Below are 22,906 nucleotides of genomic sequence, written 5' to 3' on the forward strand. Positions count from 1 at the left end.
CAAAAGAGTAACCACGCAATCATATAATGCTGCAATATTTATGTCGCCATGTTTAGAACGGAAAACAAGGTTTCAATAAAAATCATGACTTGAGGATCGGATCTATCAAAATGAAAGTTTCGTCTCGAAGTATTGGCGTCGCTGCAGAGGCTGCCGCAGCAGCCCTGTTCGCTCGCATTGGTTACGACGTGTCCGTGCAGTACGGTGCAAACCAACCGGAATACGATCTGATCGTCGCGAACGGCGAGCGGATGTTGAAAGTCTCTGTCAAAGGCAGTCAGGACGGAGGTTGGGGTCTATCGCAGAACTACTTGACCAAAGGCTTGGCTGACTACCATGCGGCGGCGGACGCCTGGTGCGCTCGACATACCGCACGGACGATCTTGTGCCTCATCCAGTACAAAGGGGTTGCTGTGGAAAGTATGCCGCGCGTCTATCTCGCGACTCCAACGGAAGTCAGTGAACGACTGCGATCTGCCGCGAAAGGTCGTGGGGATACGATCTTGCACGAGAAACATACGTGGGCGGCAAGCGCGCATGGCGCTGGCACCACCGAGGAGGTGCCGGCGCACTGGCTGTTTTCGCGAGCGCGTGTCGAAGAATTGCTGACAATCGCTTAACCCCACATATAGGAAAACAGGGAAAGGAGATGGGCCCGAGCTAATTGCAGTCAGTCGTTGGAAAGAGGGGTCCAAGCAACAGCGGCGGACCGCGCATAAGGTCAGAATACGGCAGGCTAAACATCGTCTGGAGGGTGAAGTTGAAATCACAGAGAGTACTCAAATCCGCGCAGGACATCTTCGCGGGCATGTACCGCTCGTACTCCACGGCGATTATTCAAAAGATGAGGCCGGACGAGCACAACCTGAGCACCAAGGAGCGAAACTACACCGAGCATTGGCAGCTTGTTGGCACAGAACACCGCCTCCTCGTCATCGCCCTCGGAGTCCAGCACGAATCGAAGCGCGACTTGTGGGCAGGCCGGATTGAGGACGTCAACCCGTCTGGCGAATTCGATGATCACGGCAGGCCGTTGTACCGGATCGGCGTTGACCGTTTCCAGTTCATTGGCATCCATGATCGGCGCCTCGTTTCGGACGCCGAGTTTTACGGCAACGGGGGTGGCGGTGGCTCGCGCGTCATCGCATACAATGTGGCAGCCAAAAAGCAGCCCACCTCGAAGGGAAATCATGGGGCGAAGAGCATGTCGGCGCCACCGCCGGGAGAAATGGACCTCCGTCACCGGTGGGTGCGGCTCCATCACGAGATATTCCGCGACCGGGTCTGGGCGCATTGGGGTGGACGTTGTGCCGTAACTGATCACAAGTGCGGCGGACACCTCGTCGCTTCGCATATCCTCCCGTGGAAGGTCGCCAACCCTACGCAAAAGACCGACATCGACAACGGGCTGCTGCTCACGCCACCGCTGGATTTCCTGTTCGACCGGGGCTACATTTCCTTCGCCAATGACGGGTCGATGCTGCGCAACCCTATGCCCCAGGGCATGGCAGAACTCTTTGCGCTCAAGAGCAACGACCCGCGCATCCGGCATCCGGGCAAGCTAACCCCCGGGATGCGGAGTTACCTTGCACGCCACCGGGAGCACCACGGCTTTCCATTTGATTAATAACGGCGCGGACGAGTCTCAAGCGTTGTCATACCAAACGGGAATCCATGACGCTCACACGGGCCGGTTGCGTGGCAGAAATGTAGGCAAAGCTTCTGCGGATAGGCTCAAGGAAAAGAACATGATCGATCTTGCGGCTGCTCTTCCAACAATTCTGCCTATCGCCATCGCCTGGGCGGAGGCTCAGTCTCGGCTGGTCCTGACTACTGGCGCACCCTTGACCGAATATGGCATCAACGATGCCAAGGCGGTTGGCGTTGCAACGCCCGAGTCCATTCGCGTCGCGATCGTTCCTTGCCTGCCGCTGCCGGACGACCCAGTGCTACGGGCCATCGCACTGGATACGGGGCTACTGGGGCCAGGCATGGTCGGGCTGACGCTCGGCCACGCTATTTTTGTAGTTCAGGGGCACGATTCGCGACGACTGTTGACGCACGAATACCGACATGTTCACCAGTATGAGGTTGCTGGCTCAATTGCGGTGTTTTTGCCCGCGTATCTCCACCAGATCGCTACCGTAGGTTATAACGCTGCTCCGTTCGAAGTCGACGCTCGTCAACACGAGATCCATTAACCATCGGAAAAGCGATGCAGTTCGTGTGGCGGTTGGTCCTGCTTCTATACGTTGTAGCGGTGGCGCTTCTCGGCGGACCGTTCGAAAGCATGCCTCGCGGCAAACGCTGGCCAATCCGCGTCTATGTGATGTTGCTGGTAGTCGGACTGGTGATTGCATCTGCGACGTGGGTAGCAAAGAGGCATACCGGTGCGTAACCAAGGAAAAGACGGTGATCAGGATGTGCTCCAACCAACATATTCGAGATGTCGCGTGTCGTGTGCGCCAGACAATCGAGTCGTTACCTCGCTCAGAGCTACCGTGTGCGATGCGGGACTTCCCTGAAGGCGCTTGTTACGAAGCGGCCCTACTGCTCGGTGCGTGCTTCGCAGACCGTGGCATTGAAGAGTTTCAATGCGTTAGCGGCGAGATTTGGTTTGAACGAAGCAACGAACGACGTACACATGCATGGCTGGCGCGTGGAGAGCTTGTTGTTGATATAACCGCCGATCAGTTTGAGGGTGCCCCAGGAAAGGTGATTGTTGCTGCGCCATCGGAGTGGCACCGACGATTCGAAGTGCGACCGCCGATCGTCAGTGACTTTCGGAAGTCAGAAGGCTCTACAAGCCATGACCTCCAGAGGGTTTTCGGCCTGATCGAGGCATCCCTGTCTGATGCCGCTTAACACAACGAAATAGCCGGTACGGCCGGCACATAGCAAAGAGACCAAAAGAGGAACGAATATGAATAAAAAAAAAGTACCGGCTGGCCGTGCGCTTCACCAATGGATGCGGCTGCGAGAAGCGGCTTCGCCCTTCGCATCGGCGCTGCGCGCGCGGGGCGTGTTGCCGCGCTCGCCGCTTCCCGCCGATGGCGCGGCCTCGACCGACGCCATCAACTACGAAGGGCTTTTCCAGGAGCCGATCTACGCGGACATCCCGCATGACGCCTCAATCCTGGGGTCCGGCGCCTATTTCGCCGATCTGATGTCGGTCATCGCCGGCGCGGTGACCAACCGCTTCGCGGACGACCCCTTGTCGCTCGCCAACCGTCGGCCGGATCTGTGGAATCTGCCGCTGACGCCCGAGAACGCCACCGAGGAAATCTCCACCGCCGTCCTGACGACGGAAGTGTTGGAAACGACGCTCGCAGGCCGGCTCGCTACGCATTGGAGCGGTCCCAACGCATCGGTCGGCTTCCTCCCGCCGAGCCTGCCGACGGGGCATCCCGACGTGGAGGTTTGCGGCGCCGCCTGGCCGACGACGGCACTCGACGGGGTGACTTACTTGCTGTCGGGCGGCCAGATCGCCGTGCCCGTCGGCGCGGCGATCAATGCCTCGGTCACCGTGCGCAGCGTCTATGGGAAGCCGACGATCGCGGTGGGGGGCGGATCGATCGCCGTGGGACCTGTCAGCCCGGGTCAATCGGATCCCAGCATCTTCATCGAAGGCTTCACCTTCGTCTTCGCCGACGGGGCCGTGGCGCACGCGCTGTTCCTGTTCTCAGGAGGATCTCTCACCCTTCGCAATTGCACGTTCCTGGGGACCGGTTCGCAGGACGGTTGGGTGCTGAGCACGCCGGCCGCCAACGGTGGAAAGACGGTCTCCGGGACCGTCACCTTCGAAAACTGCACGTTCGCCGATTCTGGCGACGGCAAGGCGACGGCCATCGACCTGACCCAGGCGGCGCCGCTGGCCCTGTCGATCGTGAACAGTATCGCTTGGCCGGTTGGCGCGCCGGTCCAGCCGGGGCACTTGGCCAGACTCAATCCCGCAGTCGCCGCGTCGCTCGACTATTGCGACGTCGCCGGCGGGGAGGCCGCGATCAGCCTGGCGGCGGGCGCGTCCGCCGAACAGCAGGTGCGCTACGGTCGCGCCAATTTCGAACAGAAGCCCACGCGGGACGGCGCCGGGACGCCCAGGTCGCTGCCGGGGCGGGGCGTCGACGGCGCGGACGTCGGCGCCGGCGTCGACGTCTTCGAGGCCATGGCGTGGGCGGTCTATCCGTTCAGCCTGCCCTTCGACCTGGCCCTGCAGAGCGGGCGCATCGCGCTGGCCGGACTGGGGTTGAGCCTGGACGATATCGACCGCATTTGCGCGGACGTGATCGGAAATCATAACCAGAACGCCTATTTCCCGCTGTCGAAGCTGGGCCTGTCGCTGGCCGACTATCTCGCCATCTCCGCCACGCCCAAAGACTTGCCATCCTTCTTTGGCCTAGCATCCTTCAACGACGTCGCGGTCGCGATGTCGCCCGTACCGAACCAAGCCTCGGCCTGGGAAATTCCCTCGACCCTGTTCAGCCGGATCGCCGAGCTGACACAGGACGCGCTGCGCGAACTGGTCTACCAGGATCTGGGCCCAGGGGAGATCGCCGAAGGCCTCAACATCGGCGGATCCCCGGACGCGCCTGGCTGGCGGGGCTTCTTCATCAACGGCTATGGCGCGGGCTTTAACACCGTCGCCTTGCGCGAAAGCTACGTTCCGGTCTCCCGGTCGGCCCTGAGCTTCGGCGCCAGCAACATCCTGCTGGCGGCGCTAAAGACCGCGCCGACGCAAGCCTTCACGCTGTCATTCTGGATGTATCCGGAACCGGGCTGGACGGGTGGCGAAGTCGTCACGGCCGGTCCCCATTTCGAAGCGCAATGGTCGTATGCCCCTGGCCAGTTGACGCTGACCCTGCCTGGCCTGACCCAGCCCTTGGCGGTTGATCTTTCCGACTTCATGGTCGGGCCCCAATGGCTGAACGTCACCTCCGCCTGGGACGCCACCACGCTGTGCGTCTACGTGAACGGCCAATTGGCGGCCTCGGTCTCCGCCGCGCTGACCCCGTCTTGGGGCCAGATGAGTCTTGGCGCCTCGGGCGGAGCCAACCCCTTCACCGGCGGCCTGTGCGAGGTGGCGCTATGGAGCTTCGCCTTGTCGCCGGAGGTGATCGCCTCCAGCTTCCAAAGACCATTGATGTCTGCGCCCACGACGAAGGGGGCGGGCCCGGCCGGCCTCTGCGGCTATTGGCCCGTAAACGACGGCGGGTCCACCGTTGCCGACTGGACCGGGAACAACCCGCCGAGCGAGGTCCTGGGAACACCGGTTTGGACGTCCATCGGCTTGCCCGAGACCATGGTTCCGCAATACGCCCAGCAGGGTCTGAGCTTCGCCCTCGTGGAGCTTCTGACGGGCCATGGCGCGCGGCCCGGCGCGGACGCGGGAAATCTTGATCGTATCAACCGGTTCCTCCGGCTGGCGGGACGGCTGAACTGGACCCCGACGGAGCTGGACTGGGCCCTGGCCACGATCTTCCAGTCACGCCCTACGCCGCCGACCGATCTGGGCGATATCGCCACCTATGCCGACCTAGCCAGGATCCGAACCCTGCAGAGCGCGCTGGATCTGCCGGTCGCCGAGACCTGCGCCTTCTTCGGCCCGTTGAAAACGTTCGGCCACGGACAGCTCGAGGACCAGACTCCGCTTTTCGACCAGGTATTCAACCGATTCTCGTCGGGAATGACCTTCTCGTGGGACATGTCCGAGCCGTTGTCGGTCAAGGACGATATCGAGGCGCCCGGGCCGCTAGCCTATCAACTCGCCGCTAGCCTCAACATCGACCTTCTGCAACTAGCCGTCGTCGCGCGGGCCTGCGCCGACGGCGACCAGTTGGTCGTGAATGGTCCGACCCTCACGGCGCTCTATCGCCACCGGGTCTTGGCCGGATGGCTGCAGATCGATTTCCGCGGCCTTATGGACCTGCTTGCCCTGACCGGCCTGGGCACGCTGGCCGGCGGGTGCGCACCCGCGGACCTCTACGCCTTCCTGGCGCAGGTCGCCTGGATCGACGGAGCGGGCCTGGACGCCACCGAACTGCTCTACCTGGTCGATCCGGCTGCGGTCACCAGTCTGTTCCGAAGCAGGATCGATCTTGAAATCACCGAAGCCCTGCCCAAGATCGCGCAGGCCCTGGACGGCGAACTGAGCGGCAGCCTCGTGCGCCCAGATTCCTTCGTCAGCCCCTCGGTGAACGAACTGGGCTCGCTGGCGATCTTCAACCGCTTGCAGGGGCTGGGCTATATCGACACGCGCGGCCGGGTGACCTCGACGCTGCTGACGGAGCTACCTGCAGTGCCGTTCCATGTCCCGTCCGACGCCTATCCGACGATCACGGACGCGGTGACCGCAGCCGTGGCGGCGCTGGCCAGCCAACCGGTCGCCACCGTGCTCCTGGCCGCGGGAACCTACGTCCAGACAGACCTCATCAGCGTTACCCTGGCCAAGGGGCGCCTGCGAATCCAATCTGAATACGGTCCGACGGCGACAACCATCGACGGCGGAGGCGGGGGCTTCCTTGAGATTCGCCAGAGCGGCGACGGGACGCTCGAAATCTCCGGCCTGACCATCCAGAACTGCAAGCGCACCGACGGCGTGGGCGGCGGCGCGGTCTATTCGGAGTGTCCGGTCGACCTCTTCAACTGCGTCCTGCAGACCAATCAGGCCGTGAACGGCGGCGCTGTCTACGTCGCCGGCTCGCCCGCGATCCCGGCGAACTTCAGCGCGGGCAACTGCATCTTCTACAACAACGCGGCCACGTCCACCACCGACGCGACGGGCGGCGGGTCGGGCGGCGCGATCTATCTGGCCCAGGCCGGAGCGAAATCTGCGCTGAACGCCAGCACGCTCTTCGGCAACGTCAGCGACACCAAGCTCAGCAACGGGGTGTTCGTCGACGCCAACAGCGCGCTCACGGTCGACGCGAGCATCCTTTGGAACACGCCCGACAACGCCCACCCAGATTGGACGGGTTCGCTGACCGCCACCAATTCCGACACCAATATCGGCCAGAATCCGGCGCCCGGAACTCCCCCGGACAGCAGCGGCAACGTCCACGAAGAACCTCAACTGACGGATCCGACCAAGGGCCTGTTCGACCCAGGCCCGAAATCGCCTTGCCGTATCGACGGCATGGTCAAGATGGGCCAGAGCGGCCTGCCAGAATCCTCCGGCGTCTCGGCCAGCAGCCTGTACGCCTTCGCCTACGCCCAGGTCGCGGTGCTGAAGCGCCAACTCGCGCGCTTCTTCAAGGACGAGAGCCTGCCGATCGAAACGGTGCTGGACACGCTGGGTCCGATCGAAAACGGTCTGGTCCTGCTGGCCGCCGACGCCGACGCGAGCCAGGCCGCCGACTATCTGCGGACCTTCTATCGCTACCTGCTACTGAGTGGCAGGTTCGGGTTGGACGCCAAGCTCCTGGCCCTCGTCCTGAACGATCCTTCGCTCCTGTCGCTGCAAGGCGGCGGCGGGCTCTATGCTCCCACGCGGGGTGACCTGCGTCTGCTGGCCAACTTCGCGGCGCTGCGTGCCCAGTTTCCCGGCAGCCTCGACGCTCTGCTCGGATGTCTCCAGACCGGGCAGTCCAGTGACCCGGCAAGCGGACTCGCACGCCTTCCCAGCCTGTTCGGCTGGGACGAGACCGTCACCACGATGGTGCTGGAGAGCGTCCAGATCGACTCGTGCCTGAAGGCCACGGCCTCACCGAGCGGCGCGACGCCCATCGACAACGGTGTCGTGAGCGTCCAGCCCGCCTGGAACGATGACCAGACGCTCCAGGCTTTCACCATCGAGAGTTGGGTGAAGGTGTCCGCTGCCGACGCTATGGTCGGCGGCAACCTCTTCGTCGGTGATCTGAGCGGCCCGGCCGCACGTTACGGCGTCGCGCTCGGGTTTCTGCCCAGCGACAACCACTTCAGTTTCGCCGTGCAGGACGAGAAGGCCGCCGAGGGCGATGCGGGGCCGGCCTATGTCCTGACCAGCATCACGGCCGGCGACCTGATCGTCCAGTCCGAGCGCTGGTACCATCTGGCGGGCGTGTTCGACGGCGGAGTGATGACGCTCTTCGTCGACGGCGTTCTCCAGCAGACGGGAGCCACCCAGACCGTCAAGACCGTCACGCTCAGCGCCAGCCAGCCGCTGCTGATCGGCCAGGACGTCGGCCTCGACTGCGCCGGCGTCGCCAACAGCCTCGCCGAACTGCGCTTGTGGCGGACGGCCCGGTCGGCGGGAGACATCAACGGCGCGATGAAGAGCCGGATCGCCGAGACAGGATCGGCCTTCGGCGATCTGGCCGGTTACTGGTCGTTCGAAGACGCGACCTGGTCGGAAAACACCGGTCAATGGTGCCGGGGCGAACCAACGGGTTCGGTCAAGCAGGTGTTCACGCTCCTGGCGCCGGTGACTCTGGCTTCGGTGCTGGCGGTCTCGTCGGTCATGGACTTGCTTGACGCCACGGGCCTGGACGTCAGAGCCTTGCTCGATCTCTACCGCAACGGCATGATCTTCGGCGCGGATGGACCGGCGGCCCTGCTCGACGCGCTGGCGCGGCAGGACACCGACGAGGCCAAGGTCGCTCAGGCCGCGATCCTGGAGGTCAAGCGCGTGGCGCTGACCCAGTTCGCAATCGCCCAGATCGACGCTGTGACCCGTCCGTTGGGCTTCCCTGTCGCCGACGAAAACGATCTGTCGGACTACCTGCTTCTGGACGTAGGCATGGGGGTTCAAACCTTCACCTCACGCCTGGTGCAGGGCACGCTCGGTCTTCAGCAATATCTGCAGCGTTGCCGGCTAGGCCTGGAGTCCAGCGTCGCCTCGCTGAACCTGAGCGAGACCCAGTGGGACTGGATCAAGTCCTATCGCACCTGGGAGGCCAACCGTAAGGTTTTCCTGCACCCGGAGACTTATCTGCGACCCGAGCTGCGCAAGGGCAAAACCACTGCCTTTCGGAACTTGGAGAGCGCCCTGGCTCAGGCTGATCTGTCCAAGGAGGGAGTTGAGCGGTTGTACAAGCGTTATCTCGACGATCTATCCATGCTGGCCAGCGTGCAGACGGTCGGCAGTTGGTATGAGCCCTCGGGCCGGATCGGCGCCAGCCTAGTGCTAACCCCCGGCTTCGCCTACGGCGGCCTCGGTGCGACCGCGCCGGCGGCCATGCCGCTGGATACAGTTTCGGTGGAGGCCTGGATCAGGCTGGGCGCCCACGACATTTCTACGCCCTCGCAGTTCCTGTTGGGTCTTGGCCAGACGTTTAGCGTGACGCTGTCTCCGTCAGGCGACCCGACCGCTCAACTGAACGTAGGCGTGGGTGGGGCTGGCACGCATGATGCTGCAGGCGCGACCTTGTCGCATCCCACCGTCCTACAGCCGGACCGCTGGTATCACATCGCCATGGTGTTCGACACGTCGGCGTCCCAGATGCACCTCTATGTCGATGGCGTCGTCGCGACCGGAACGACCCACGGCCTATCCGCGCTGACGTTCAACACGGTTCAGATCGGGGCGTCGGCCTCGAGCCCGGCCGCTACGACCTCGTCCGACAGCGGCATCTGCGATCTGCGCATCTGGAAGGTGGCGCGGAGCGAGCAGGACATCATGGCTAACTCGCGTCGACGAATCCGGATGCAAGAGGCGCAATTCGCCGACTTGGCGGCCTACTGGACCTTCAACGACGGAGTCGCGCCGATAGGGGCCGGCGGTGTTTGGCCGTGGACGGACGCCACCGGCGCCTGGACAAATGCGGCCACCGTCAAGGGAGTCTCCCTGGAACCGGGCGAGCCGCCGGTCGAGCCGACCTCTCAGGCCGCGACGGCGGTGGACTGCTACCATTTTATTGGCCGCGCCCGCACCGCGCCGCACAAGTTCTACCACCGCATCCGGGAGGTCTATCCGTCCGAAGCGCTTGGTGAGCGGGCCGTGAGGTGGGGCGCCTGGGAGGAGATCAGCCCCGCTATCCAGGCCGACTACGCAACCCCAGTCATGGCGGATGGCAAGCTTTATGTGTTCTGGGCGGAGTTGCGGTCGGTTCCTAGCAACTCCACGGCTACCCCGCCCCTCATAGCGCACCACGAGGTGACGCTGAAATATTCGCGCCGTGACGCCGACGGAAACTGGCTCGCCGCCCAGTCGCCTTTTCCGGTGATCAGCGTTCCTGCCGAAGTGGGCCTGGACGCTTCGCCAGCGTGGCGCAAGCCCTACGCCGCCGCGGTGACGATGAAGGACGGCGAGACCGGCATCGTCGTGATCTTTGGCGGTCGCTCGTCGTGCACCAAACGCTTTACCTTCGTCCTGCTCAAGGACCAGACGGTGATAGGCGACCTGACAACCTCGGTCATGACCGAGCTGGGTGCCCCGTCGGTCGCGACCTACCGAAAGATCGCGGTTTCTAAAGACGCGGCGCCCAGGCTCGTGGCGCAGAATGGCGTGTCCTATATGGCCGCCAGCCACTACGAGGCCAACGGCGCAATTGTCTACTACGACTGTCACAAATTCTATTTCGCTGGTCTTGATGGCCAGGGCGTCATTAGCGTCGGTTTTCCAGGTCCATTACCTGAACCTCAGGGCTTGGCGAAGTACAACGGATCGTACTACGCCTCTTCATGTGTCGATGGGAACGCCGACGTCATTCTTTCCCGAACCGGCGACCCGTTCCTTCCTGGTAGTCAGTGGGCTCAGGTCAACGCCAACATCGCTAAGGACGTCCCTTTTGGCGTTAATTACAAGCGACCTGCCGGGTTGGCGGCTTGGCAAGGGCTTCTTTATTGCGGCTTTATCGGAGACGCTCCAATAGGATGGCCCGCTGACACGACGGGCGCGCTCTATATTCTTGAAGCCGATCAGGCGATCCTCGACGCGCAGAAGCCTTGGAGAATTTCCTTCATCACGCCGATGCCGAACAATCTGTCCACCTTGGTATCGTTTTCGATTGGGCCGGATGGTACGCTCTATTGCGTGGCACAGCAGGAAACCTGCCTCCTCATCAGCCGTGAAGTTGGCGGCGACTGGATGATTGGCCCCCTGGGATTTTTATCAACCAGCAACAATGGCTTGATGGCCCCGGGCTTGACGGCCCCGGGCATGATACTAGCCCCGGGCTTGACGGCCCCGGTCATGGCGCGTGGCCTATGGTACACGACCGGCTACGATAGCTTTCCCGGTCCATGCTGGCTGGCCTCGGCCCAGACCTTGGCGGGCCCTTGGGCTATACAGGAAGGCGGCGTGTCGACCTTTTACCGAACCTCAACGTTGGCGGTCGCTGAGGGTCTCATCTACAGCGACGGTCAGACGGTTCTTCTTTTCCCCAACCCTCTGGACACCTCAACCTCGACCAAGGTCCTCAACAGCGGCGCGCCTCTCGGTTTTGGCCTCCTGTATGACGACATGCCGCCGATGACCCCGGACGCGCCATTGTTGAACGCCGTCCCCGTCGGCACGATGGCCGCGCCGATCGGCAACCAGCTCGGTGCCTATATATTCGCGACCAAGGACGTGGAATTCCTGATCGAGTCCGATGACGCCAATGGTGTGCGCGCCGACATCCAGACGCGGATCAGCCAGGCCTCCAACGGCTCGCTGGCCTTCTCGGTCATCGCCACGCCGGACTTCGTCAACGACAGGCTTCACTTCGACCGGATGACGACCACGGCGTTGAAGGCTCTGGAAAGGGCGCTTGCGACCGACGGTGTCGACGCGATGATGAGCCCGGCCCTGCAACAGTCGCCCGAATACGACCTCGGTCAGCTGGGTCCGGTTGGAAACATCGACTGGAGCGACCAGGGCGACCAGGTCATATCGTGCGATCTCTCCCGCGCCTTTGGTCTCTACTACCGCGAGTTGTTCCTGTTCGTGCCGTGGCTGATCGCCAAGGCTTTGCAGAAGCAGGGCAAGTTCCAGGAGGCCCAGCGACAGCTGGAATACGTGTTCAAGCCCGGCGCGACGGACGGGGTCGGCTATTGGCGCAATGTCTGGCTGGGCGGCGTCATGCCCGAGAACACGCTTCAGGACTTGGAGAGCATCAACCCCCTCGCGCTGGCTCTGTACCACCAGGATCCGTTCGACGCGGCCGCCATCGCCAACCTGCGGCCCAGCGCCTACCAGCGGGCGATCGTCACCGCCTACATCCAGAACCTGATCGCCTGGGGCGACAGCCTGTTCGCCACCAACACCCGGGAGACGATAAACCAGGCCGAGCAGTTGTATCGTTACGCCGCCGACCTGCTGGGGCCGCCGCCCAGGTTGGCGCAGTACGCGCCGCCTTCGGCCGAGACCTACAACCAGCTGCGATCCCAGGCGGAAAATGAGTTCCTGCTGCAGCTCCAGCAGGGACCGGCGTCTCGCCTCTCCGAGGGCGTTGACCCAAACCTGTCGGTAGCCCACTTCAGCTTCTATTTCGGCGTGCCGGACAACCCCGAGTTCCTGGCCAACTGGGATCTGGTCGAGGATCGGCTGTTCAAGATCCGCAACGGCCTGGACCTTTCAGGCGCGCCGGACGACCTGTCGTTGTTCGAGCCGCCGCTGTCGCTGGACGACATCATCGCGCTGGGCGGATCCGGGGCAGGCGGATCGACGTCTCAGACCATCGGCGTGGACGCTGCCGCCAGCATACCGGACCTGCTTTACTGGGCGCGCTTGCTGACAGGCTCGGTGACGGAATTCGGCTCATCTCTGTTGCGTGCGCTGGAGATGAGGGACGCAGAAAGCTTAGCCGCGCTGCAGGTCGGGCAGCAGGCGATCATCGCGGACAAGACCTCGCAGATCCGCGCCCAGGACATCAACAACTGTAACGCGCTTCTGTCGTCCCTACAAACATCGCTGCAAGGCGCGCAGTATCGTCGTGACTACTACGATACCCTGCTGAGCGACGCCCTCAGCGGCGACGAGAAGTTGGCGCTGGACCTGACGCGGGGAGCCATCGGGGTTCGCGGCGACTCGGCCCTGGCCAATCTCGCCTCGATCCCGTTCTGGGCTTTGCCGACCATCTTCGGCCTGGCCGATGGCGGCGCCCAGCCCGGCGCGGCCCTCCAGGCGGGCGCCGCTGCCCTGGGCGACGGCAGCGGCATCCTCACGGATCTAGCCGGGATCGCCAGCACCCAGGCCAGCTACGAGCGTCGTGCGCAGGACTGGGTCCATCAGAAGAAGCTGGCGGATTTTGACATCACCCAGGCTCAGCGGCAGATTTCCGCGACACAGGCCCAGCTCAAGGCCGCGCAGCTTCAATACAACCTGGAGCAGGTCTCGCGCAGCCAGATCCTGGCGGTCGGCGATTACGGTCGCAACAAGTTCACCAATGTCGATCTGTACGACTGGATGGCCACGACGCTGGGCGAGCTCTACCAGCAGCTCTACCAGGTGGCGCTGACGACCGCCCGGATGACAGAGGCGTTGCTGACCAGCGCGACCAGCATCGACCAGCGCTTCATCTCGCCGGATGGGTGGAACGGCGCGCGTCGAGGACTGTTGGCCGGCGAGATGCTGACCTTGGATCTGGCGCGGATGGAACTGGCCTACCGGCAATGGCAGAACGCGGTCGCTACGGAGACCCACGTCAGGACCGTCTCGCTCAAATCACTGGATCCGTCGGCCTATCTCTCGCTCGTGCGTCAGGGTGTCTGCCACTTCGAGCTGTCCGAAGCGCTGTTCGATCGTGATCATCCGGGCCACCATCTGCGCCGTCTGGAGAGCATCTCCGTGGAACTGGCAGGGGTCGGCGAGGCCAGGAACCGAACGACGGGCGCGCTGACCCGGCTTTCGCACAGTCTAGTGCGCAAGCCCGACGCAGATGCGGTGCGGTTCCTGATGACCGGCGAAGGGGCCGCGCCGGGCACGGCGCTGCGTCGCAGCCTCCAGCGCCGTCGCGTCGGCCTTTCACATTCGCGGCTCGTCGACGGTCAAGTCCAGAGCGAGTTCCACAGCGGCGCGCTGAACGGCTTCGCCGGTGGTGGGGCGGTTTCGTCCTGGATGCTGGAGCTTCCAAAGAACGCGCAGCGCTTCGATCTTTCGCTCGTGGAGGATGTGCGGTTCATCGTTCGCTACACCGCGCGCTACGGCGGCGATGCGTTCAAGCGGGCCGTCGAGGCTCTGCTGCCCGCTGATCGCGTCAGCCTTCTGGTCAAGGCTTCGGACAACCTTTCCGATCAGTGGCGATCGGCGTTGGAAGACCTGTCGTCCGACGACGCTGCGACCATGACGGTGGACGCAGCGGCCGTCTGGCCGTCCGGCGATCCGCAGGGGAGGTATCGCCTGCGAAGCCTTTTCATCGAAGGCGTGGTCGATGGCGGCGCGACCGCATCGGGCTTGGACCTTTGGGTACGCTGGCCGGGCGCGTCAGACTTCCAGCCTGTGGCGTCGGGGGGAGGGGCCTTGCGTGGGCGCGCGCTCCCACCGAAGGGGGCGGCGATCGTCGGGGGCACGTCTCTTGATCTCAAGCTCGTCCCGACTTTCGGGGCGCGCGGCGACATGCCTAACGACCTGTTCGTCCTGTTGACGTTCGAGGAGGCGGGCGATGGCGAAGCCTAAGTTCCAGTCCAAGCCCAAGCCCAAGCCCAAAACGCTGCCGAAAGCCCTGAAGCCCAGGATTCCGCAGGCGATCCGCAACGACTGGAAAGCCCCCCCGTCGCGGACGAGAGCGCGCGCGGCAAAGGAAAACGTCAGGACCCGTGGAGACGCCAAGATCCTGGCCGTGAAGGCGGCAGCCACCAGGCGCCTCTATTACGCGACCCAGGAAGCTGGCAGGAGCTTTGGCGGCGCCGCCGGGCGAGCGGTGGCCCACGACACCGTGCCGCCGAGCCTGGCCGGTTTCAACAAGCAGTCGTACTATCGTCTGGCGAACAAGGGGGAACTTGTTTATGTCAGCGGCGCTGCGGTTACTTCGGGCATCCTGGTGAGGCCTGGCGAGCACGCCGCGCGCCAGGTCTGGCCGCTTGAGATGTTGTCGGTGCGAAGCAAGTTCGCCACCAAGGTTGCAAGTCCGAATCTCACGCCCATCACCAACGGCATGAGCTCCTGGTTCGTCGAGCTGTCTCACGCCAATCGACACGCGGCCTTTGGTCGGGAGGAAGTCCTCAACGCCATGCCCAGCACGGTAGGCCAGAACACCCAGCAACTGGTTTTGGAAAATATCGCGATGGCGCGCGCCAAGGCCGACCCCAGCCTGCATATCAGCATGAAGGTGACTGACTACGTCAATGCCAAGACTGGCATCGCTGAATACCGCCGCCTGAAGTACTTCGCGACCGTGAAGAGCCAGACCGTCAAGATCGTCGATGAACGGATGGTCATGGCTCGCGGCGACATTGGAAAAAACGAGGTTAGCGCGCTTACCTCGCGGGTGACGAAGCAGATCGCTGACATACTTAGCGGCGCGATGGCGCCCCTGAAGCAAAAGGTGGGCAAGCTATCGGTGATGACGCCAACCGATCCCAAGACGCATCCCGACAGCGCTTTCACCTACCTCAATGACGGGGCTAAAAGGACGATGGACCGGCAAACCGTTTCGGCTTGGCTCGTTAAACTATGGCTAGCTTGGAAGCCTTAGTCAGATCGCGTTCACCTAGAGCAAGCCGTGCGATTCCTATATCGCACGGCTTACCTAGATGAGTACTGCAGCGTAGGCGTAGTTATCGCTTTCATCCGACAGTGGGCACCATTTATCAAGGGCCTTCCGTGTGGAAGGCCCCTTCTTTTTCTGTTAGGCAGCTTCGTTGCGATGAATTGTCGTCGGCTTCTCTGGCGACCTAGGCGCCGCTCCGGAGATGTTGGATGGTGCGACGGCATGGACTGCGGTGATCCAGAGTGCAAGGAGTGGCCTGTCGTTCACGAAATTGGGCCTGACGGAAAGGTTCGGGACTGTAGCGCGAGTCGGCAGCGTCCTGTGACGGACACCCAATGAACACGGAAAAGGCCATGAAACAAATTGCTATGGTTACTCGCGCTACTGACGGGACGATAGTAGCTTCCGCGGCGTTCGGCGCGGATATCGAGCTATTTGCGGAAGAGGTGGTTGAACTTTCCAAGGCCGAGGGCGCACTCGTATTCTTCGAGTCTAATGGCGTTCGGATGGAAATAAACGAGAGGTCGGCGCCGCAGGAAATCGCGCGGTTTTATTGGGACGAGTTTGCGCGCCGCTCTGCGAAATATCGCGGCGCTGCCGCGCGAGAGGAAAAGAACATGATCGATCTTGCGGCTGCTCTTCCAACAATTCTGCCTATCGCCATCGCCTGGGCGGAGGCTCAGTCTCGGCTGGTCCTGACTACTGGCGCACCCTTGACCGAATATGGCATCAACGATGCCAAGGCGGTTGGCGTTGCAACGCCCGAGTCCATTCGCGTCGCGATCGTTCCTTGCCTGCCGCTGCCGGACGACCCAGTGCTACGTGCTATCGCACTGGATACGAGGCTACTGGGGCCAGGCATGGTCGGGCTGACGCTCGGCCACGCTATTTTCGTAGTTCAGGGGCACGATTCGCGACGACTGTTGACGCACGAATACCGACATGTTCACCAGTATGAGGTTGCTGGCTCAATTGCGGCGTTCTTGCCCGTGTATCTCCACCAGATCGCTACCGTGGGTTATAACGCTGCTCCGTTCGAAATCGACGCTCGTCAACACGAGATCCATTGACCATCGGAAAAGCGGTTCGGCGGCCCAGACGTTCGCCGATCGCGACAAATAGGAACACGCATGATTAGCTATCGGACTAAGCTTTCGCTGTGCCAGTTTTTGGCACTGCAGGAAGCATTCGTCTGTACCGTCCTGCTCAACAAAGCCGGAATATTCCCTGAGCTTCATCCTGCCATGCTGCTTCGCAGTCTGACGGACTCTCTGACGAGCGCCGATGAAGGCGCGCTGTTGGTCGTGCTAGAGGAGATCGCGCGTACCACTGGCGATCTCCGCGCGCCGGTCAGTCCCAAGCATCGATTCGATGAGCGGTGGTCGGATCTCTCCCGATGCCTGGAGTTAGATGGTTACCTCATTGAGGAAAAACGAATCCGGACTACCGACCCGTCCATCGGCGATGCAGCTCCGATCGACGACGATCTTTTGCGTGAGCTTTCCATGTGCGGTATGCCACGGGCGTCCGACATCGTGCGCAAGATCAATGAGTCAAGCGATGCCTTCCGCTCCACGCCCCCTAACTTTAACGCGTGCCTGAACGATGCGCGCGTAGCTCTTGAAACGCTCGCCGTTGATATCGCTCACAGCCGGCATGCGCTGGCGGGGGCTACTTACGATTCCTCGAAATGGGGATCGGTCATTCAATACCTGAAGAGCACCGGTCTTATCAGCCTCGAGGAGGAGCGGGGGTTAGCAGGCGTCTATGGGTTCGTGAGCCCGGGATCTCACAGGCCCGTGGGCGTTTCCGAGGAGCAGATGGCGAGGCTGGGCAGATCGTTGGCATTGAACATGTGCTGGTTTTTATTGAAGCGACAGAATGGCATTGGGTCGTGACGGCCGCCACAAAGGAAAACTTGAAAAGATATGGACGCACTATTCGCCGCTGACGCGGCTGTAAGGGAAGCCGTACCGGCTGTTGTGCGACGGCATAGGTCTGCCGGGCTGCTGACGTGGGCTTTGCTTCACACGATCGAGGCCGAGGTGTTGGCTGATGTGGCCGCCACGGGAAAGTACAGCAAGCGGATTCTGGACATGATCCGCGCTCCCGCTGCACTGGACTATCCGAAAGACGAACGCCCTGCGTCATTCGAAGGGCATGGCTTCGTGCCGATCGTTTTCGGTGCCATCGAAGACGCTTGGCGTCGCGTCGACTAGGAAAACAGGAAACACATGCTATGAGCGACGAACCACCTAATGCAACTAATCGTGGGGCTTTGGACACGAGCAATTTGAATGAAGTAGCGTTGCTTATCCGTATCAGGCAGGTTCGATCGGCAGACAAGAATTTCAAATATGTCGGATACCGAACTAATTTTACATAAGCGAAGTTATCACCGGGACTGGTATGTTTTGAAGTGTTGCGTTTTTCGGGCATCCTGCGACGGCAGCTCAAGGCTTCCAGCCGGATTCTACGCAACAGAAACGGCCGCGCATGCGCCGCAACGGTTTCTGTTGGTTTTTCCTTGCAAAACATTACTCAGGCGTCGATAAACGCTGACATTGGCCGTTTCTTTCGTCGCGCAACATCTCTCCGTAGGTACCAAGAATCAACGAATGCCTGTAGTGGCTCGGGTGTAATCTACGGCTAGGCCGAATTTTGCAACCGCTGGGCTTGAAGTCTTTCGGCTTGCGGAAATCTATTCCAAGTCGTTTTGGAGACTGCTTTGCATTCCGTGACGAAGACGACACCAGTAGATCATGAGGATGTCGGGCAGTTGCTGTGAGCGGTACAACTTGTGAGGTTCTTCATCCGGTCGTTGTGCCGTAGGGCCATCAAATTTCCCGTGGCCGCAAAACCTAGTTTGGCGAAAGAAGAGTTAGGCGCCAAGGTTCAGGTGTGAGGCATCGTATGCGGTGTTTGGTCAGAACCGTCCATGTGATCCGTGCGAACTCGTTGACGAAGTTACGGACAACCACGTTTGAGTGACGTCGAGTGAGCATTGATCGGTCGACTCGCAAAGCCCATCGGTTCGTTTGGCTGCATGCTGTACAAGTGCTCTGGCTACTTGGACAAGCAAGTAGCGTAGGTGCTTGTCGCCGCGCTTGCTGTATCCACACTGAATGCTTCGACCGCCAGTACGGGACTGCCGCGGAACCAGTCCTACCGACCCGGCTGAATTCCGTCCGCTCGCGAACTGCTTGACGTTCCCGATCTCCGATGCAAGCAAGCTCGCTGTGATGGTACCGATGCCGGGATGTAGGCTCACCGACTGCCAGTTGTGGTGGACGTAAATGTACCTTCGAGAAAAAAGCAAATTTCTTGTGGATGTAAAAGTCCAGACAAAGAACTTTTTTCGGACTTTTACGTTAAAAAGGTCGCTTTCCGAAGATTTGGGCGGACATTTACGTTCGAGAACTCTCAAGTACGACATTACTACTTGGGGCCTACACACACTAAAATGTCGAGGCCAGATTCAAATGTCGGGGGGCGGGCTAATTAGAGATGTCGGGTTTAGCCTTTGTTTTAGCTTTGGTTTTAGCCTTGTCAATCTCTCTTAAAAGGGTCATTTCCCCACCGCGGCTAGCCGCCTTTCGGCGGTTCTCAAGACCGCCGCATTCAAGTCATCGAGTGTCAGCTCGCGTTGCTTTTTGGTCCCCGCTTTACGCTCCTTAGAACGTGGCGCTTCACCCTGGTTGGTGCGCGAAGGCGAGCCCGATGCGCGCCGGTCGTCGCGTTGTGCCTGGATCACCTGCGCCACCTGCAATGCATGACTCAGACGCTTGTTATCGATCTCAGCACCTTGATCGATCTCCGACAAGCGGTCGTACTCGACATAGGGGAGAGCGGTCCCATTGACGCGAATCTCAATGCGTCCGTCGGGGTATTCGAACACGTCCAGATACTTGTGAATCAGGCTTCGATTCTCGACCGTATCGGCAAGCATGTAAATCACCCGATCGTATTGAACCGTCAACGAATTTGACACGCGCCGAGGCACACGCGAGGTCAGAATCAGGTCGAGGTCTTCGTCCTCGCGCAGTGGCCGATGAGCATTGAACGCACTCCGGGGCACCTTGCCAAAGCGGCCATTGAAGTCGGCGATGAAGTGGGGCGCATAAGCGTTCGCGGCTTCCTTGGTGTCGATGTGGCGCAGTCTCAATTCCTTCACCAGCCGGTCCTGCAAGGTCAGGTTGGCCCGCTCCACGCGCCCCTTGGCCTGGCTACTGTTGGCACACCAGGTATCGATGTTCAGCTCGAACATGGCCCGCCCGAACTGCGTGACGCCTTTGCCGGCGGTCGTGGCGGAGTTGTTGCAGTGGAACACGCTCGCCTTGTCGCTGTACAGTGCGACGGGTTTGCCATACGCCTCGAGGTAGCGCCGCGTCGCCTCGAAATAACTGAAGGTCGACTCGGTCGCGGTGAAGTGCAGGATCATCAGGCGACTGGTGGCATCATCGATAAACACCAGCAGCGTGCAGGCCGGCGCCCGGTCCTCGAACCAGCGATGATCGCTGCCGTCGATCTGGATCAGCTCGCCCAGGCACGCGCGCCGGTTCCTCGGCTGGTGGATCGTGGGCGGGCGCTGCTTGCGCGGAATCCACAGGCCCGCGTCACGCATCCAGCGTCGCACGGTTTCCTTGGCCAGCGTCATGCCATGACATTCGCGCAGCTTCTCGCACGCCAAGGTCGGGCCGAAATCGGCGTAGCGCTCGCGCACCAGTGCCATGGCCCGAGCCCGCACATCGATCGGCAACTCGCGGTTGCTTGGCTGCCCACGCCGGCCTGACACCAGCCCGGCTGGACCGCTGGTTTCGTAGCGCCGGACCAATCGACTTACTTGCCGTTCGCACAGATCCAGACGCTCAGCTGCTTGAACGACCTTGAGTCGATGCTCGGCCACTGCCGCGATAATCTTGATCCGCTCGAGCTCACGCATACTCACCGTGACAAAACCACGCTCATTCATGATCAGCCCCTTGGCCACACGCTTTACCAGCGTGCGCCAGGAGGACGGAATCGGACATTTCTAATTAGCCAAAACCGGACATTTCTAAAAAGCCGTGACAACTAAAAAGTTGATAATTTATGTTATGTCAAATTGAAAACGCCGTAAGAAGCGTCTCCAAAACACAACGCATTCCCTCCTCCTAGCCGCCTGATCTGGCGCGCTTCTCTCTCGTTTCCAGCACTTACGGCCGCATTACGTTACCTTTCGCAGTCGTAATAAATTGGAGATTTCCTCAGATGTTTGATTTGTTCGGCGAGGTTGTCGTGACCCACGACGACCTTTACGCATGGGTCGAGGCCGTCGCGCCAGCATACACCTCCAGCACCCTAAGCTTCGAGCACCACGTGCGCGGGTGGTCGGTCGTCGAAAAGGTCCGGCGCGCAAAGCTGGACGGAACTTACGAAACCACCATCGAGAAAGCGCTCGAGTCCCGCGCAACCCTTGTCCGGCGACTCGGCATACAGGCTTTCACAACGAGCCGCGCACGTCCTTGAAAGTTCAAATTAATGTATATACAATAAATCATGCATATCGAATTTGACCCGGCCAAAGACCAGATCAACCGTGAAACGCACGGTGTATCCCTGGCCCTCGTCGAGGAATTCGAGTGGGACAGCGCAATCGATGTGCTTGACGAGCGCCACGACTACAACGAAGAACGTTGGGTTGCACATGGCTTTATCGGCGAGCGCCTTTTTTGCGTGGTCTACACGATACGAGGATCAGCTTTGCGCGTGATTAGTCTACGCAAAGCCAACAAACGCGAGGTAAACAACTATGTCCAACAAACGCAAGATCGTGATGCCGACTGATGCGGAAGACGCCGAAATCAATCGCGGCATCGCGGCCGATCCTGACGCGCGCGAACTGAGCGCCGATGAAATGCGCCGGATGCGGCCAGTTCGGGAAACGCTCGTCGAGCGCGTTGGAACAAGGGCCGCCGACACACTGCTTAAACGGCGTGGTCGACCGCCCGCAGAAGTCACCAAGGAAGCGATCAGCCTACGCTGCGACCGTGACTTGGTTGAGGCATTCCGCTCAACCGGTGACGGCTGGCAAACACGAATAAACGAAGCGCTACGCGAGTACGCTACTTCGCATCACATGCTGTAACTCAAAGCCCGCGTCATGCGGGCTTTTTCAATTTGACGGACCGAGAGCGAGGATTGGCGGCACGCGATGACAAATCGGCTCTAAGCTGATACTCACGCCACTGCGTGGCTTTTAGCTCGGAGATTCGCGGCATGTGCTAACTCTCGCGCTGCGCAACGTGGTAACGATGGCCGTCACCGCTTGAGCGCGTGAGATTGAGCACGGCGAGCGTCTTCCCGCTTACCGTCTTGCCGGTCCCGATCGGCATAAACAACAAACGCATGTTTTTCACGTTCATTACCGCGTCATAGCGCTTGGCAAGGCGCGTGAGAAACGACATGTCGCTTTCATGGGTCTGATCGATGTGATCGATCGCTACCTTGGCGAGCGTAGCGGCAACAGCAGCTTTGAGCGAATGCCGACCGGCAATCGCCCCCACGATCGCGCCAAGTGACTGCCCGTGCCAGCTTTTTTCCCGGCGTACATGCATCTCGTTTGTCATCGACGCCGATTTAGCGCGGATCGTGATGATATCCGGCGCGCCGCTCGCTTCCACTTCATCGACCTTGAACGTTCCCTTGTCCGCCAGCGATTCACCCGCCCATCCGATCGATAGCTTGATGTCGGCGCTGCGCTTTGGAATAGCGAGGTCATTTTTCGAATCATCGAGCACGATATCGAGCGTATCGGAATCGCCACCCCTGCACTCGCGAAGGGTCAAACTGATCAGCCGCGGTGCAATGATGCCGGACAGGTCTTTTCCGTTGAGTGACACCTTATAGTCAGCCTGAATCGCGCTCTTTTTGTTGACCTGGCTGTCGTTCATTGCTCGCCCTTCTGTTTGCTCTTGGCGCTTTCAACCATATCGTCGTCAACCCGTTTGAGACTCAGATTGAACTCGATTTTTCGGGGCACGCCTTCGGCCGTGTGATAGGTCTGCGTCTCGTTAAGGCTCTCGATGATGAATGCACCGTAGACCGTGCCGTTACCATCGACCAACACATACGCTGCGCCGATATCGGCCATGTTGGCGAGTTCGTCGAGCGACGCAATCGAGCCGATCGTTTCGGGCGCAACCATGCCGTTGACGCTAATCGTGTCGTCACCAAGGCCGGTGAACTGCGACGCGTCCCGCGCATTCACCCGCGAGGACGTGCGGTGCTTCCAATTGCGCTGTCGCTGTAATTCCTTGAACGGTGCCGTTTTGAGGCTGAAAACGAACTGGTCGAGCGAAAACATCATGGTCCCTTCCCTC

15 protein-coding genes and 2 pseudogenes are annotated in these 22,906 nt (G+C 61.1%); 12 read left to right on the top strand and 5 right to left on the bottom strand.

What is annotated here, in order from left to right:
- Nucleotides 1-110 precede the first annotated feature (110 nt).
- The 4 genes from M0D69_RS31785 (at nucleotide 111) to M0D69_RS31800 (ending at nucleotide 2,398) form a co-directional block, all read left to right on the top strand.
- Complete coding sequence (locus M0D69_RS31785; RefSeq protein WP_301785812.1) at nucleotides 111-620, top strand: hypothetical protein; 510 nt, start codon at nucleotides 111-113, stop codon at nucleotides 618-620.
- Between the two features lie 140 nt (nucleotides 621-760).
- On the top strand, nucleotides 761-1,627 hold the full coding sequence (locus M0D69_RS31790) for an HNH endonuclease (RefSeq protein WP_301785813.1): 867 nt from the start codon (nucleotides 761-763) through the stop codon (nucleotides 1,625-1,627).
- A 121-nt stretch (nucleotides 1,628-1,748) separates the two neighbouring features.
- On the top strand, nucleotides 1,749-2,201 hold the full coding sequence (locus M0D69_RS31795) for a hypothetical protein (RefSeq protein ID WP_301785814.1): 453 nt from the start codon (nucleotides 1,749-1,751) through the stop codon (nucleotides 2,199-2,201).
- Nucleotides 2,202-2,215: 14 nt separating this feature from the next.
- Entirely contained in the window at nucleotides 2,216-2,398 is a 183-nt protein-coding gene (locus M0D69_RS31800) for a hypothetical protein (protein ID WP_301785815.1), read from the top strand.
- Nucleotides 2,399-2,547: 149 nt separating this feature from the next.
- On the opposite strand, the gene M0D69_RS31805 is transcribed toward M0D69_RS31800, so the two are convergent.
- Nucleotides 2,548-2,745 (bottom strand): hypothetical protein, encoded by a 198-nt coding sequence (locus M0D69_RS31805; protein WP_301785816.1) that lies wholly within the window; start codon nucleotides 2,743-2,745, stop codon nucleotides 2,548-2,550.
- A gap of 178 nt (nucleotides 2,746-2,923) precedes the next feature.
- Here M0D69_RS31805 and M0D69_RS31810 point away from each other — a divergent pair, with 178 nt between their 5' ends.
- The 5 genes from M0D69_RS31810 (at nucleotide 2,924) to M0D69_RS31830 (ending at nucleotide 17,764) form a co-directional block, all read left to right on the top strand.
- Nucleotides 2,924-14,512: a LamG-like jellyroll fold domain-containing protein gene (locus M0D69_RS31810; RefSeq protein WP_301785817.1), complete on the top strand. Its 11,589-nt coding sequence runs from the start codon at nucleotides 2,924-2,926 to the stop codon at nucleotides 14,510-14,512.
- A complete protein-coding gene (locus tag M0D69_RS31815; RefSeq protein ID WP_301785818.1) occupies nucleotides 14,499-15,530 on the top strand; it encodes a hypothetical protein in 1,032 nt (343 codons plus the stop codon). Before M0D69_RS31810 ends, M0D69_RS31815 begins: the two co-directional genes overlap by 14 nt.
- A gap of 632 nt (nucleotides 15,531-16,162) precedes the next feature.
- Nucleotides 16,163-16,615 carry a hypothetical protein gene (locus M0D69_RS31820; protein ID WP_301785853.1) on the top strand — a complete coding sequence of 151 codons (453 nt, stop codon included), beginning with the start codon at nucleotides 16,163-16,165 and terminating at the stop codon, nucleotides 16,613-16,615.
- Between the two features lie 60 nt (nucleotides 16,616-16,675).
- A complete protein-coding gene (locus tag M0D69_RS31825; protein WP_301785819.1) occupies nucleotides 16,676-17,443 on the top strand; it encodes a hypothetical protein in 768 nt (255 codons plus the stop codon).
- A 30-nt stretch (nucleotides 17,444-17,473) separates the two neighbouring features.
- Nucleotides 17,474-17,764: a DUF2471 family protein gene (locus tag M0D69_RS31830; protein ID WP_301785820.1), complete on the top strand. Its 291-nt coding sequence runs from the start codon at nucleotides 17,474-17,476 to the stop codon at nucleotides 17,762-17,764.
- 756 nt (nucleotides 17,765-18,520) lie between these two features.
- Here the strand turns inward: M0D69_RS31830 and M0D69_RS31835 are convergent.
- A pseudogene (locus tag M0D69_RS31835) lies at nucleotides 18,521-18,804 on the bottom strand (transposase); the annotation flags it as partial.
- Between the two features lie 309 nt (nucleotides 18,805-19,113).
- Complete coding sequence (locus tag M0D69_RS31840) at nucleotides 19,114-20,517, bottom strand: ISNCY family transposase (RefSeq protein ID WP_301785821.1); 1,404 nt, start codon at nucleotides 20,515-20,517, stop codon at nucleotides 19,114-19,116.
- Nucleotides 20,518-20,795: 278 nt separating this feature from the next.
- On the opposite strand from M0D69_RS31840, the gene M0D69_RS31845 reads away from it, so the two are divergent.
- Genes M0D69_RS31845 through M0D69_RS31855 form a run of 3 tightly spaced genes read left to right on the top strand, consistent with a single transcriptional unit; the run spans nucleotide 20,796 to nucleotide 21,672 of the window.
- A complete protein-coding gene (locus M0D69_RS31845) occupies nucleotides 20,796-21,053 on the top strand; it encodes a hypothetical protein (protein WP_301785822.1) in 258 nt (85 codons plus the stop codon).
- Nucleotides 21,054-21,083: 30 nt separating this feature from the next.
- Entirely contained in the window at nucleotides 21,084-21,371 is a 288-nt protein-coding gene (locus M0D69_RS31850; RefSeq protein ID WP_301785823.1) for a BrnT family toxin, read from the top strand.
- The gene (locus M0D69_RS31855) at nucleotides 21,337-21,672 is read left to right on the top strand and encodes a BrnA antitoxin family protein (RefSeq protein WP_301785824.1); all 336 of its coding nucleotides are present in this window, start codon (nucleotides 21,337-21,339) and stop codon (nucleotides 21,670-21,672) included. Before M0D69_RS31850 ends, M0D69_RS31855 begins: the two co-directional genes overlap by 35 nt.
- Before the next feature lie 139 nt (nucleotides 21,673-21,811).
- On the opposite strand, the pseudogene M0D69_RS31860 reads toward M0D69_RS31855, so the two are convergent.
- Both M0D69_RS31860 and M0D69_RS31865 read right to left on the bottom strand, forming a co-directional pair.
- Nucleotides 21,812-22,477: pseudogene (locus tag M0D69_RS31860) on the bottom strand (contractile injection system protein, VgrG/Pvc8 family); the annotation flags it as partial.
- Nucleotides 22,474-22,893 carry a phage tail protein gene (locus M0D69_RS31865; protein ID WP_301785825.1) on the bottom strand — a complete coding sequence of 140 codons (420 nt, stop codon included), beginning with the start codon at nucleotides 22,891-22,893 and terminating at the stop codon, nucleotides 22,474-22,476. The pseudogene M0D69_RS31860 and the gene M0D69_RS31865, both read right to left, overlap by 4 nt.
- Between the last annotated feature and the right edge of the window lie 13 nt (nucleotides 22,894-22,906).

This window comes from Caballeronia sp. SEWSISQ10-4 2 (assembly GCF_030464885.1).
Taxonomy (GTDB): Bacteria; Pseudomonadota; Gammaproteobacteria; order Burkholderiales; family Burkholderiaceae; genus Caballeronia.